The following is a 13,078-nucleotide window of genomic DNA, read 5'->3' as shown; positions in this document are numbered from 1 at the left end:
TGGTGGTCGCGATCGCTTTCTACATCTGGCATCGCATCAACGGGATGAAGAAGCCGCATTGAGCCGTTCCGGCGCAACGCCGGTGGGTCAGAACCCCCGTTTGGCTGCCAACGCGCGCAACCGCTCGTCACGCCCCGGCGCGAGCTGCGCGACGCGCTGTTCATATGCGGCGATCGTCGCTGGAGAGGCGCGCTCCGGCGAGCCGGCGTCGAAAGGCGGTGCCGGGTCATATTCGAGGCTCAGCTGCACCAGTTCGGCATGCGCCTGGCCGCGGATCAGCGCCGTCAGCCGCAGCGCGAAATCGATCCCCGCGGTCACACCGCCGCCGGTGACGCGATTGCGATCGATCACGACACGCTCCGCCACCGGCACCGCGCCGAACAGGCGCAGCATGTCACGCTGCGCCCAGTGGCACCCCGCGCGATAGCCGTTCAGCAACCCCGCCGCGCCCAGCACCAGCGATCCGGTACACACGCTCGTCACCCAGGTGGCGCCTTCGCCGACGCGGCGGACCCAATCGATCGTCGCATCGTCCGCGATCGCGTCATGCGTACCGAAGCCGCCCGGCACGCACAGAATGTCGGCGGCGGCCACGTCGTCGAAGGTGGCGGTCGGCATGATCGCGAAGCCCGCGTCGGTCGGCACGGGGTCGAGCGTGCTGGCAACCAGATCGAGGCGCGATCGGCCCAATCGCGCCAGCACCTGCGCCGGGCCGGTCAGGTCGAGCTGCGTGACGTTGGGGAACAATAGGAACGCGACGCGCAGATCGTCGGTGATGATATCGTGCGACATGGTACAGCCCTCCTGTTCGAACGGGATGCCCAGGCGCGCGGCGGCATTGGATCACGCTTCCCCGCGGTGCTCCGCGCTGGCGCCAGTCACGTGACGGTGATGCGATAGCATGATGAGAGGGGCGGCGGGAAGGCCCGCTCCCGCCAGGTACATCCTAGGGGACGTCATTCTCCGACGCGGGATTGGCGCGCTTCTCGCGTTTCCAGCGATTGGCGTTCTGCACGAAACAGCCGCTCGCGCCCGCCGCGCCGACCGTCGAACATGTCCCGACGCCGACATTGCCGACCGTCTCGTTCGCCTGCACCCTGGCGGCCCAGGTCTCGTTCTCCGGCGTCACCTCGAAATTGCGCAATTCCTTGGGGATGCGGAATTGCTCCTCGGCGGGGCGGCGCTGGCAGACGACGATCTCCTCGCCGTTGGAATTGGTCGGGCAGCGTTCGTTGCCGTACAGAACCAGCACGCCGTTGATCGGCGCGCCCTTCGCCACGCCTTCGGCGGCGGTGGTACGCGGTTGACGAGCCGTGCTGGCGGGCGGGCCGCTTTGCGCCGATGCGACCGCCGGGACGAGCGCCAGCGCAGCGAGCAGGGAGAAACGCATCGGGGTCAGATCCTCTTGGCGGTGGCGATCGCGACCCGGCATCCCAGCCGGATCACAGCGGACAACAGCGGATAGGCGGGCGCATCCTCGGCCCCGCTGGCCAAGGCGGTATCGCGATGCTCCAGCTCTTCGGCCTGAAACTCGGCAATCGCCTCGGACAGTTCGGGATCGCTGTCGCCCAGCGCGATCAACTGTTCCTCATAATGTTTGTCGATCTCTGTCTCGACCGCGGCGGTGCAGGCCATCGCTGCTTCAGGCCCGATCGCGGCGGTCACCGCGCCGAGCGCGAAGCCGGCCACGTCCCAGAAGGGTTGCAGCACCGTCGGCCGCACACCGCGCTCGACGATCATGCGATCGAAGAAGGCGCGGTGCCGCTCCTCCTGCAGCGCCATCGCCGAAATCTTGCGCGCCATCGGAGAGCGCTGCCCCATGATCGCGAGCTGGCCCGCATAGATCCGCGTCGCGCCATATTCGCCCGCCTGATCCACGCGGATCATCGAGTCCGTCGCTCGGGGGCGGTCGCCGGGTTTCCACGTCATTGGCGCTTCCTCAACTGCGTGCCGATCCACACGGCGCCGATGAGCGACACCAGCGCGTTCCATCCCGCCAGCGATACGCCCAGCAACGTCCATTGCGCCGCATCACACCGGACGATCGGCGCCGCGAGCAGTTCCTTCAGCGCTTGATCGGTGGACAGCCCCGCCGTCGACACCGTCTGCGTACAAGCGGTAATGCCCTGCCACCAATGATATTCGACCCCCGCATGGAAAACACCGATCAGCCCCGATACCGCAATCAGCGCCGCCGCGCCGGCCACCAGCGTCGCCTTCACGCGCGGCCCGCCGGTGACGAAGGCCAGCAGCGCCAGCACCAGCGCGCCATAATGCGGCCAGCGCTGCCAATGGCACATCTCGCACGGATATAGCTTGCCGATCAGCTGGAACGCCCATGCGCCGGCGAGCAACGCGCCGGGTATCAGCAGCGCCAGCAGGCGCGCGTTGCGCAGGCCGGGGGCCAGGGATGCTCTCACTTCGCCGCTGCCGCCGGCTTCGGCGGCACCGTCATCGCATGGGTGACCGCAGCCACCTGTTGCGCGCCACCCAGCCGCGCGATCGTCCTCAGCGCGTACCACAGCTGGAAATCCTCGATCCCCTGCTTCTTCAGCGTGTCCGGCGTCGCGCTGAATCGCGGATCCTCCTTGGTATCCTCTTCCAGCACCGCATTATCGGGGGACTTGATCTCGTTGATCAGGTGGCGGCGAAGATCCGCCTCACGGAAGACCGGGCGATTCTTGTAATCGGGATCGGTGAGCTGCGGCACCTTGATATCGGGCTCGATTCCGCCTTCCTGCACGCTGCGTCCCGACGGCGTGAAATAGCGCGCCGTCGTCAGCCGCAGCGCCGTGCGCGGGCCGAGCGGCAACAGCGTCTGCACCGATCCCTTGCCGAAGGTGCGCACGCCCATCACCAGCGCGCGATGATGATCCTGCAAGGCCCCGGCGACGATCTCGCTGGCGGATGCGGTGCCCGCATCGGTCAGCACGATCACCGGCAGGCCATGGGCATTGTCGCCGGGCTTCGCGAAATATCGCTGCGTATTGGCGGCATCCCGCTCGCGCTGCGACACGATCTCGCCGCGCTCCAGGAAAGCGTCCGCCACCTCGATCGCCTGGTCGAGCAAGCCGCCACCATTCTCGCGCAGGTCGACGACATAGCCGAGCGGGCGATGCCCCAGCGCCTTGTCGATCGAGGCGATCGCGGCGCGCGTATCGGCGCCCGTCTGGCCGGAGAAGGTGTTGATGTTGATATAGCCGACGTCGCCCTTCGTTTCCCATTTCACCGGGCGCTGGACGATCACCTCGCGCACCAGCGTCACCTCGATCGGCTTGTCACGGCCGGGGCGGACCAGCGTCAGGTTCACTTTCGTGCCGGGCTTGCCCCGCATCTGCGCGGTCGCCTCGTCCAGCGTGCCGCCATAGATCAGCTTGCCGTCGATATGCGTGATATAGTCACCCGACTTGATCCCGGCGCGTCCGGCGGGCGTATCCTCCTGCGGCGCGACCACCTTCACCGCGCCATCCTCCATCGACACGGTCAGGCCGAGCCCACCGTAGCTGCCCTCGGTCTGAATCCGCAGATTGTCGAAATCCGATCCGTCGACATAGCTGGAATGCGGATCCAGCGCGGCGAGCATGCCGTCGATCGCGCCCTTCATCAGCTGTTCGTCGGTGACCTTGTCGACATAATCCGCCTTGACGCGATTATAGACCTCAAGAAACTTGTCGAGCTCGCGGTATGTCGCGGTATCCGCCGCCGCCATCGCGCCGGTGGCGACGGGGACCATCGCGATCATGGTGACCAGCGCGGTGGCCTGAAGCAACTTGGACGTCATGCGAACCCGTCGATCCTTCGCAAAAGAGGCAGCATTGCGATGTAGCGGAAACGCGCCCCGGATCAAAGCGCGTACACGCCGCGCCGGTGGTGAAGCGCACGCCATGAACGGCGGCTGAGCGCATTATCCCGCCAGTCGTGCGATATCCATCGGCCGCCCCTGCCGCCGCAGCTCGACGGAGACGCGCGGATCGTCGACCAGCGCGGCCTGGCCGATCGCCGCGCCCGCCGCCACCCGGTCGCCACGCCGCACCGCCAGCGTACCCAATCCGGTGATCACCGTCGTCCAGCGATCGCCATGATCGATGATCACCGTCCCGCCATAGCCGCGAAACGGCCGGGCGAAAACGATCCGCCCGCCCGCCGGCGCGACGATGGCGACGCCGGGGCGCACCGCGAAGGTCAGCCCGCGCGACACCACCCCATTGTCGGACACCTCGCCCAGCCCGGTCAGCAAGCGCCCCTGCACCGGAAGGCGATAGGCGTCGGCCGGGCCGGATGCCGGCGCCGCCTCCCCCTGGCCGGGGGGCGGGCCGGGCAGCGCGATCAGGTCACCGAGCGCCGCCTGCTCGCCACCGATCCGGCTCAGGCGATCGACCGCCTCACGCGCGCTCTCCCCCAGTGCCAGCGCGCGCTCGTCCCCCGCGCCGTCGGCATCGGCATCGGCATCGTCGCGCAACGCTGCGAGTTGCTGGCGCGCCTCGATCAGCGTCGACCGCCCCGCCGCCAGCTCGCGCGCCGCGACCGTCGCATTGCGATCGAGCGCGCGGGTGCGCGATACCTGCGTCCGCAGCGCCGCGGTTCGCGCCTCCACCGCCGGCAGCACCGCGCGCAACACCGCCTGGGTATGCACGATATCCGCCAGGCTGCCGGGCTGTGCCAATGTCAGCAGCGCGGGCCGGCGGGAGAAGGAGGCGAGCACCGCCAGCAATCGCACGACTGGCCCTTCCTGCGCGGCCAGCCGGGCGCGTTGGTTCGCGAGCGCGGTCGCGATCAGCGCGCTGCGCACCCGGCCGACGGTTAGTTCCTGCTCGGCCGCCACGACCCGCGCGGCGACCGCCTGCTCCTGCCAATAGGCCCGCATGCGCGGGTCGGCGGCGTGATCGGCGCGCGCGTCCAGCGCGGCGACCTGCCGTTGCGCCACCTCCGCCGCTTTCTTGGCGCGATCGAGCGTCGCGCCCGTCCACCCGGCCTCATCCCCGAGCGAGCGCGCGTCGCCCAACACCGCCCCGCCAGCGACCGCGCCGATCGACGTGATACCGACCAGCGCCAGCGCCCCCGCGATCCACCGCGCCCGACCGCGCATCATCCCTCGCGATGATAAGGGTGGTTGGCGAGAATGCTGGTCGCGCGGAACAATTGCTCCGCCAGCATCGCCCGCGCCAGCAGGTGCGGCCAGGTGGCGCGACCGAAGGAGATCAGCAGATCCGCCGCGGCACGTTCGCCGTCGTCAAAGCCGTCCGCCGCGCCGATCAGGAAGCGTGCCTCGCGCACGCCGTCGTCGCGCCAACGCCCGAGCCGCTCGGCGAAATCGATCGAGCCGAGCACGTCGCCTTTTCCATCGAGCAGGATGCGCTTGCCCTGCGCGGGTCGATCGGGTTCGCGCCCGCCACGATCCGGCAACTCGCTGATGCGCGTGGGCCAGCTGATCCGTTTCAGGTAACGATCGACCAGTTCGGCTTCGGGCGAGCGCCCGATCCGGCCCCGCGCGACGATATGGAGCAGCATCCGGCGGTGTTACACCGCGGCACAAGCCGCGTCACGCGGCTTGTTGCGGGGGGGGGGTGAACGAACGCGAAGGACCGTCCGCGCCGTCACGCCCGGCGTGCGACCGGGATGACGGCGGACATATCCTCAGGCCATGCCCGCCGCGGGCGCCGCCGGCGCATCGCCGAACGACCACATCCGCTCCAGATTGTAGAAGCTGCGCACCTCGGGCCGGAACAGGTGGACGATCACGTCGCCCGCGTCGATCAGCACCCAATCGGCGTTGGCCAGCCCCTCGATCCGCGCGGGGCGGCCGGTCTCGCCCTTGATCTTCTCGGCCAGCTTGGACGCCATCGACGCCACCTGGCGCGTCGATCGCCCGCTGGCGATGATCATATGGTCCGCGATCGACGATTTCCCGGCGAGCGGGATCGAGATCGTGTCCACCGCCTGATCGTCGTCGAGCGATTGCAGGACGAGCTGGTGCAACGCTTCGACGCTATCCCGGTCGGACGGTCGGTGAGCGGGTTCGGTGGCGGGCAAGATGGCTCCTCAGTTGGCCGGATGGGCAAGGGATAGGGATTCGGCGCCATGCTTGTACCAGCCGGGATCGGCCGCACGAAGCTGCGTCGCGGATGTCGGGTCGGGGCGGAACCGTAACAGCACCAGGGCTGGCACACTCCACTCGGTCCAGTCACTCGCCTGGCGTGCGGGCCGCCGAAAGCGCCGCAGCCAGCCCATTGCGGGCGCCGCAAGGGCACGCCCATCATAACCCGGTCGCGCGATCACCGCAATCGGCATCGTGCGGGCGATCGTGCGCCAGTCTTTCCAGACGTGGAACTGCGCCAGATTGTCCGCACCCATGATCCAGATGAAGCGAATCTTCGGAAAGCGGCGTTGCAGCACGCGCAGCGTATCGACGGTATAGCGGGTGTGCAGCCGCTGTTCGATCGCGCTGGCACGGATCGGTGCGCGGCGCGCCATGCGCCGCGCCGACGCCACCCGCGCGGCGAACGGCGCCATGCCCCGACGCGGCTTCAATGGATTGCCCGGCGACACCAGCCACCACGCCTCGTCCAGATCGAGCGCGCGGATCGCCGCCAGCGTGACGTGACGATGCCCGCGATGCGCCGGATTGAACGACCCGCCAAGCAACCCGACACGCCGGATCACCACCGCCCCTGAATCACACGCATCCCGACATGACGGATAACCGGATCACGCGCGCACCTGCCCCGTGCCGTGACCCAGCCATTTATAGGTCGTCAGTCCCTCCAGCGCGACCGGACCACGCGCGTGCAGCCGGCCGGTGGCAATCCCGATCTCCGCACCCAGCCCGAATTCCCCGCCATCCGCGAATTGGGTCGAGGCGTTCCACAGCACGATCGCCGAATCGACCTCCGCCAGGAAACGCTCCGCCGCGCCCTCGTCCGCCGCGACGATCGCATCGGTATGATGCGATCCGTGCGCCGCGATATGCGCCAGCGCGCCATCGAGATCGTCGACGACCGCCACCGCCGCGATCGCATCGAGATATTCGGTGTCCCAGTCCGCCGCGTCCGCCGCGTCGATCGTGGGCAGCAGCGCGCGCGCCGCCGCATCGCCGCGCACCGTGCAGCCGGTCGCCGCCAGCGCGCGCAGCAGCGCCTCCGCCGCGGGATAGCCACGATCGATCAGCAGCGTCTCCATCGCGCCGCATACGCCCGTGCGCCGCATCTTGGCGTTCAGCACGATCGCCTCCGCCATCGCCGGATCGGCGGACCGATGCACATAGACGTGGTTGATCCCGTCGAGATGCGCCAGCACCGGCACGCGCGCCTCCGCCTGCACGCGCGCGACCAGGCTCTTGCCACCGCGCGGGATGATCAGGTCGATCGCGCCGTCCGCCGCCAGCATCGCGCCCACCGCGGCGCGATCGGTGGTCGGCACCAGCTGCACCGCCTCCGCCGGCAAGCCCGCCAGCTCCAGCCCCGCCACCATCGCCGCATGGACGGCACGATTGCTGTCGATCGCCTCCGACCCACCGCGCAGGATCACCGCATTCCCCGAGCGCACGCACAATGCGGCAGCGTCGGCGGTGACGTTGGGACGGCTTTCGTAGATGATGCCGATCACCCCGATCGGCACCCGCACGCGCGACAGCATCAGCCCGTTGGGGCGGGTCGAGCGGTCGATCACCTGCCCAACGGGATCGGCAAGCGCCGCGACTGCCGCGATGCCGTCCGCCATCGCGGCGATGCGCGGCCCGTCGAGCCGCAGCCGATCGAGCAGGGCGCCGCTCAGCCCGTTGGCGGACGCGCGCGCCAGATCGGCCGCATTGGCGGCGATGATCGCCGGGGCAGCCGCGCGGATCGCATCCGCGGCGGCGACCAGCGCGGCGGCCTTCTGCGCGTCGGTCGACCGGGCGAGCCACCGCGCCGCATCACGCGCGCGCGCCGCCATCGTCGCGATCAGCGTGGTGGGGGAGTGCGTGTCGAGCATGGCGGCTCGTACCATGGACGATCGGGGTGGGCCAGTCCGGCCAGGTGCCGTCCGCCCGCTTCCCGCCGACCCCGCACTTTTCCGCGCCGCCTCCCCTGTCGTGCCCTTCTTCACATCCTATATTCCCGGACATGGACCATCCAACGTTCGACCGCCGCCGCTTCCTTGGCTTCGCCGGGATCAGCACCTTCGCCACCACCTTGGCGGCATGCGGCAGCCACCCCGCCGACGCGGCGGAGCGGTTCGAGGTCAGCAAGACCGACGCGCAATGGCGGGCGCAGCTTGGCCCGGCGGCCTATCAGGTGCTCCGGCACGAGGATACCGAACGCCCCTTTTCCAGCCCGCTCAATGGCGAGCATCGCGCCGGGCTGTTCGCGTGCAAGGGATGTGCGCTGCCGCTGTTCTCTTCGAAGACCAAGTTCGAGAGCGGGACGGGCTGGCCCAGTTTCTGGGCACCGCTGTCGAATGCGGTCGCTACCCGCAGCGACCGGACACTGGGCATGACGCGGGTCGAGGTGCATTGCCGCCGCTGCGGCGGGCATCTCGGCCATGTCTTCGACGACGGCCCCAGGCCGACCGGCAAACGTTATTGCATGAATGGCGTGGCGATGACCTTCCGTCCCGCCTGAAGCATCGCCGCGCCCCGCCAGCGCGGCGCGGCGCTCATCTCAATGCGCGATCCCGGTCGGCACGGTGGCGACGGTCGCGATCGTCAGCGTCGGCAGGGTGGTGTCGACAGCGCCCGGCTCGACCGGCTGGGTCGGCGCCTTGCCGCCGTAGATGAATCCCGCCAGCGGATAGTTGGTGGTGCCGAGGTCGCCGATCCCCGCGAACCACACGCGCACCTTGCTCCAGTCGCCCGCGTCGGAAACGTCGATGGCGCGCACGTCGCGCTCGATCCCGCCGCGGCGTGACCAATTGGCGTGGGTCAGCAGCACTTCACGATCGCTGATGATCCGGCTGACCATTGCGACATGGCCGACCGGCATGCTGCGGATCGCCTTGAACGCCATCACCGCGCCAACCTGCGGCGTGGTGCCGCGTGCGTAGCGGCCGGCGGCCTGTCCCCACCAGGTGTTGGCGTTGCCATAAAGTTCGATTCCCGAAACCTCGCGGGCGAACGGCGCGCACTGCAGGTATCGGGCCTGGGCGGCGGTAGTCGTCATCAGGACGCACGACACCACCAGCGCAAAACGCGCTGTCAACGACTTCACATTCACGGGCGACCCCCCGGTCTCTCGAACTGGTGATGCTGCGATGGCCGGGAATTCAAACGGTCACAATCGTCGCAGGAACCTTTTCCGACGAAAGGAGTATGGCCGGCGACGAGTCGCCGTGCGCCACGGCGAAAGGTCAGCCGTGCTGACGGAAAGCGTTACCATGCGGTAAAGAAACGGCCGAATCGGGGTGATTCGCGGGCACCGTCGTAGTTGCTCCTAGGCGAATGGCTCGCGCGGGGCGGCGTCGATCACGGGCGCGCCGGTCAGCCTCGCCATGCGTAGCTCATGCTCGCGCCGCCCGAATGGAAAGCGCGTGTAGAAGAACGCCGCCAGGATGTTGAACGTGACGTAGCAGCAGGCGTAGATCAGCGTCAGCCGGTCGATCACTGGCGCGGGCACCTGTCCCGGCACCGCCTTTTCGGGAAAGCCGGCGGCGGCGAGGATCAGCCCGCACACGAAGATACCGATCCCGCTGGTGCATTTCTGCACGAAGAAGCCGCCCGCGAAGAACATGCCTTCGGAACGGCGCCCGGTGCGCATCTCCGAATCCTCCACCACATCCGCCAGCATCGAGGCGCCAAGGATATAGGCGGTGACGCCGCACGCCGTGCCCAGCGTCGCGAAAGCGAACAGCAGCGGCAACATGGCCGGATCGCCGATGCCCGGGAACACCCCCGCCAGCCGCAGCCAATAGGGCGTGGTGCCGAAAGCGACACTGGCCAGCGCGGCGATCGCGGCGGCGCGCGGCTTGGCGAGACGTGCGCCGATGCGCGGCGCAACGACGAACGCGATCACGACCCCGGCGAACAGCGACAGGCTGAAATACACGAACGTCGCGCCGCGAAAGCCCCAGACGAAACTGTAGAGATAGTTCGACAAGGCATAGACCAGCCCCTGGCCGGTATAGGCGCAGACCCCCGCGAGCATCAGGATCGCAAAAGCGCGGTTGCGCACTGTCTGGGCGATCTCGCGAAAGCTGTCGCGCAGCGACAGGATGCGCCGCTCCTGCTTCGGCAGATAGGGGATTTCCCGGTGGGTGCCGAGCGCGGAGAACAGGATCGCGGCGCCCATGAACAGCGCCCCCGCGATCGCGAAGCCGCGATAACCCGCCGGATTGAGCAGGCCGTTGGGATAGCCGGGCGCGGGCGCAAGGAAATACATATAGGCGGCGATCAGCATGATCAGCCCGCCCGCCCAGCCGAACAGATAGCGATACGCCATGATCCGCGTCCGCTCGTCATAATCGCCCGACAGTTCGGCGGCGAGCGCCTGGCTGGGCACTTCATAGGCGCTCACGGCGGAGCGCACGATCACCGCGACGACGAACAGCCAGCCGAGGATCGCCTGATGCGAGGCGGCGGGCGGATTCCACAGCAACAGCCAGCCCAGCATGATGGGCAGCGCGGCGCCGTACATCCACGGATGCCGCCGCCCCCAGCGGCTGCGCGTCCGATCGGAGAGGAAACCGATCGTCGGATCGACGAAGGCGTCGATGATCAACGCACACATCACGACAAAACCGACCGTCGCCGCCGGCACGCCGACGACCTGATTGTAGAACAGCAACAGGAAGGTGCCGAACCCCGAATCCTTGACGCCATAGGCGGCCGCGCCGACGCCATAGCTGGCCATCGTGCCGGGCGAGAGCCGGCGGATCATCGGCGCGGTGGTGGCGGGTTGCGCACCCGTCACATTGACCGCGCCGGGCGCGGTCACTGAAACGCTTCCAGCGCGGAGAACAGCGACGGCTCGTTCTCGTCCCAACTGGCGCGCGTGCCGATGGTCAGCCCGCCGTCGATCAGGATATGCGTGCCGGTAACGAACGCCGCATCGTCGCTGGCGAGATACGCGACCGCCGCCGCGATATCCTCCGGCCGGCCCGCACGCTTCACCGGCTGCGCGCGTGCCGCGGCGCCGGCGATCACCTGATTGGCGAGCTGCCGCCTGTCCTCGGGCACGTCGAGATGGCGGGTGAAGATGTTGGTGGTGATGAAGCCGGGGACGACCGCGTTGACGCGGATATTGTGCCGCGCCAGCTCCGCCGCAGCCAATTTGGTGAGGTGCAATACCCCGGCCTTGGCGGTCGAATAGGCGATCGGGGCATAGCCGGTGCCGAGCGCCGACACGCTGGACGTGTTGACGATCGCTCCCCCGCCGCGCGCCGTCATCAGCGGAGCGGCGTGGCGGATGCCAAGCGCCACCGAGCGCAGCAGCAACGCCTGCGTCCGATCCCAATCGGCGGCGGCAATCTCGTCGATCCGCTCGCGCGCGCCGCCGGCACCGGCATTGTTGAACAGAATGTCGAGCCCGCCCGCGGCATCGGCGGTCTCGATCAGCGCCTTGATCGAATCAGCATCGGTGACGTCGGTATGCCGGAAGTGGATCCGGCCGTTCGATGTGGCGGCGATGGCCTCGCCGGCAGCGGTGTCGATGTCGCCGATCCACACCTCCGCGCCTTCGTCCACCAACCGAAGCGCGGTGGCCCGGCCGATGCCCGATGCACCACCCGTTACCACCGCGCGCCTGCCCTGAAGCCGCATCCCACTCTCCTGCGAACGCCGTGCCGTCTGTGCGGCATCGGTCATTTTCGGCACCATAGTATGGCGATCTACCACGTCAACATCCCACGGTTCGAATAATCGGTTTGCCCTGGATCGACGTTTTTCGTACATCGCGCGCCATGGCACTCGACCCTGAAACCTTTGACGCGCTGATCACCACCATCCGTCGCTTCGTCAGCGAACGGCTCCGCCCGCTGGAGGCGCAGGTGGAAACGGACGACCGCATTCCCGACGATGTCGTGCAGGAGATGCGCGAGATGGGATTGTTCGGCCTGTCGATCGCGGAGGAATATGGCGGGCTGGGCCTGACCATGGCGGAAGAGGCGAGGGTCGCGATCGAACTGGGGCGGACGACGCCGGCGTTCCGTTCCAATTTCGGCACCAATGTCGGCATCGGCAGCCAGGGCCTCGTGATGGCGGGTACCGCCGAGCAAAAGGCGCAATGGCTGCCCCGCATCGCGAGCGGCGACATCGTGACTAGCTTCGCGCTGACCGAGCCGGATGTCGGCAGCGATTCGGGCAGCGTGAAGACGCGCGCGGTGCGCGGCAAGGATGAGAATGGGGCCGACGTCTATCGCCTGTCGGGGACGAAGCGCTACATCACCAATGCCGACCGTGCCGACCTGTTCACGGTAATGGCGCGCACCAGCGACGACCCCGGCGGGCGCGGCGTTTCCGCCTTCCTCGTCCCGCGCGATCTGCCGGGCGTTTCGGTGGGCGAGCCCGAAAAGAAGATGGGCCAGAAGGGCGCGAAGGTCGCCGATGTCAATTTCGACGATGCGCCGGTGCCCATCGCCAATCGCCTGGGTGAGGAAGGCGAAGGCTTCAAGATCGCGATGCGCGTGCTCGATCGCGGGCGGCTGCATATCGCGGCGGTCTGCGTCGGCGTGGCCGAGCGGCTGATCGCGGATTGCGTCGCCTATGCCGGGGAACGCAAGCAGTTCGGCAAGCCGATCGCGGAGCATCAGCTGATCCAGGCGATGATCGCGGATTCGAAGACCGAGACGCTGGCCGCGCGCGCGCTGGTGCTGGAAACCGCCGCGGCGAAGGACGCCGGCACCAACGTGGTGATGGAAAGCGCCGCCGCGAAATATTACGCCAGCGAGATGGTCGGCCGGGTCGCGGATCGCGCGGTGCAGATCTTCGGCGGGGCGGGCTATATCGCCGATTACGGCATCGAACGGCTGTACCGCGATGTGCGCCTGTTCCGCATTTACGAAGGCACCAGCCAGATCCAGCAGATCATCATCGCGCGTGAGACGATGAAGCGCGGGGGATAGGCACCGCCGCACCCCGCGAAGGCCGGGGTACGAAGCGACCGGACCGGCG

At 68.3% G+C, this 13,078-nt stretch carries 15 protein-coding genes and 1 riboswitch; of the genes, 2 read left to right on the top strand and 13 right to left on the bottom strand.

Features of this window, described 5'->3' with window-relative positions; translation table 11 throughout:
• Positions 1–87 precede the first annotated feature (87 nt).
• The 10 genes from ACFDSW_RS02010 to ACFDSW_RS01965 all read right to left on the bottom strand — a co-directional run bounded on the left by ACFDSW_RS02010 (position 88) and on the right by ACFDSW_RS01965 (position 7,983).
• Positions 88–792 (bottom strand): DJ-1/PfpI family protein, encoded by a 705-nt coding sequence (locus ACFDSW_RS02010; protein WP_375248598.1) that lies wholly within the window; start codon positions 790–792, stop codon positions 88–90.
• Between the two features lie 20 nt (positions 793–812).
• Positions 813–892, bottom strand: a riboswitch (ZMP/ZTP riboswitch).
• Between the two features lie 54 nt (positions 893–946).
• Positions 947–1,390 (bottom strand): hypothetical protein, encoded by a 444-nt coding sequence (locus ACFDSW_RS02005; protein WP_375248597.1) that lies wholly within the window; start codon positions 1,388–1,390, stop codon positions 947–949.
• A 5-nt stretch (positions 1,391–1,395) separates the two neighbouring features.
• On the bottom strand, positions 1,396–1,929 hold the full coding sequence (locus tag ACFDSW_RS02000; RefSeq protein ID WP_375248596.1) for a demethoxyubiquinone hydroxylase family protein: 534 nt from the start codon (positions 1,927–1,929) through the stop codon (positions 1,396–1,398).
• The gene (locus ACFDSW_RS01995; protein WP_375248595.1) at positions 1,926–2,420 is read right to left on the bottom strand and encodes a disulfide bond formation protein B; all 495 of its coding nucleotides are present in this window, start codon (positions 2,418–2,420) and stop codon (positions 1,926–1,928) included. Before ACFDSW_RS01995 ends, ACFDSW_RS02000 begins: the two co-directional genes overlap by 4 nt.
• A complete protein-coding gene (locus ACFDSW_RS01990) occupies positions 2,417–3,781 on the bottom strand; it encodes a S41 family peptidase (protein WP_375248594.1) in 1,365 nt (454 codons plus the stop codon). The genes ACFDSW_RS01995 and ACFDSW_RS01990 overlap by 4 nt, the downstream gene beginning before the upstream one ends.
• A 123-nt stretch (positions 3,782–3,904) precedes the next feature.
• Positions 3,905–5,089, bottom strand: coding sequence for a murein hydrolase activator EnvC family protein (locus ACFDSW_RS01985; protein ID WP_375248593.1), 1,185 nt, complete (start codon positions 5,087–5,089; stop codon positions 3,905–3,907).
• A complete protein-coding gene (locus ACFDSW_RS01980) occupies positions 5,086–5,508 on the bottom strand; it encodes a 23S rRNA (pseudouridine(1915)-N(3))-methyltransferase RlmH (protein ID WP_375248592.1) in 423 nt (140 codons plus the stop codon). The genes ACFDSW_RS01985 and ACFDSW_RS01980 overlap by 4 nt, the downstream gene beginning before the upstream one ends.
• Positions 5,509–5,634: 126 nt before the next feature.
• Entirely contained in the window at positions 5,635–6,030 is a 396-nt protein-coding gene (gene rsfS, locus ACFDSW_RS01975; protein WP_375248591.1) for a ribosome silencing factor, read from the bottom strand.
• Positions 6,031–6,039: 9 nt separating this feature from the next.
• Positions 6,040–6,657, bottom strand: coding sequence for a nicotinate-nucleotide adenylyltransferase (locus ACFDSW_RS01970; RefSeq protein ID WP_375248602.1), 618 nt, complete (start codon positions 6,655–6,657; stop codon positions 6,040–6,042).
• A 48-nt stretch (positions 6,658–6,705) separates the two neighbouring features.
• A complete protein-coding gene (locus tag ACFDSW_RS01965; protein WP_375248590.1) occupies positions 6,706–7,983 on the bottom strand; it encodes a glutamate-5-semialdehyde dehydrogenase in 1,278 nt (425 codons plus the stop codon).
• Between the two features lie 116 nt (positions 7,984–8,099).
• Here ACFDSW_RS01965 and msrB point away from each other — a divergent pair, with 116 nt between their 5' ends.
• Positions 8,100–8,597, top strand: coding sequence for a peptide-methionine (R)-S-oxide reductase MsrB (gene msrB / locus ACFDSW_RS01960; protein ID WP_375248589.1), 498 nt, complete (start codon positions 8,100–8,102; stop codon positions 8,595–8,597).
• A gap of 39 nt (positions 8,598–8,636) precedes the next feature.
• Here msrB and ACFDSW_RS01955 read toward each other — a convergent pair whose 3' ends face one another.
• From ACFDSW_RS01955 to ACFDSW_RS01945, 3 genes are all read right to left on the bottom strand, one after another.
• A complete protein-coding gene (locus tag ACFDSW_RS01955) occupies positions 8,637–9,134 on the bottom strand; it encodes a CHAP domain-containing protein (protein WP_375248588.1) in 498 nt (165 codons plus the stop codon).
• Between the two features lie 270 nt (positions 9,135–9,404).
• Complete coding sequence (locus ACFDSW_RS01950) at positions 9,405–10,904, bottom strand: MFS transporter (protein ID WP_375248587.1); 1,500 nt, start codon at positions 10,902–10,904, stop codon at positions 9,405–9,407.
• A complete protein-coding gene (locus ACFDSW_RS01945) occupies positions 10,901–11,728 on the bottom strand; it encodes an SDR family NAD(P)-dependent oxidoreductase (RefSeq protein ID WP_375248601.1) in 828 nt (275 codons plus the stop codon). Before ACFDSW_RS01945 ends, ACFDSW_RS01950 begins: the two co-directional genes overlap by 4 nt.
• A 140-nt stretch (positions 11,729–11,868) precedes the next feature.
• Here ACFDSW_RS01945 and ACFDSW_RS01940 point away from each other — a divergent pair, with 140 nt between their 5' ends.
• Positions 11,869–13,029, top strand: a complete 1,161-nt coding sequence (locus tag ACFDSW_RS01940; protein ID WP_375248586.1) for an acyl-CoA dehydrogenase family protein — start codon at positions 11,869–11,871, stop codon at positions 13,027–13,029.
• Positions 13,030–13,078: the final 49 nt, after the last annotated feature.

This window comes from Sphingomonas sp. (assembly GCF_042091075.1).
Classification (GTDB): Bacteria; Pseudomonadota; Alphaproteobacteria; order Sphingomonadales; family Sphingomonadaceae; genus Sphingomonas.
This window is presented reverse-complemented; position numbering and strand designations above follow the sequence as displayed.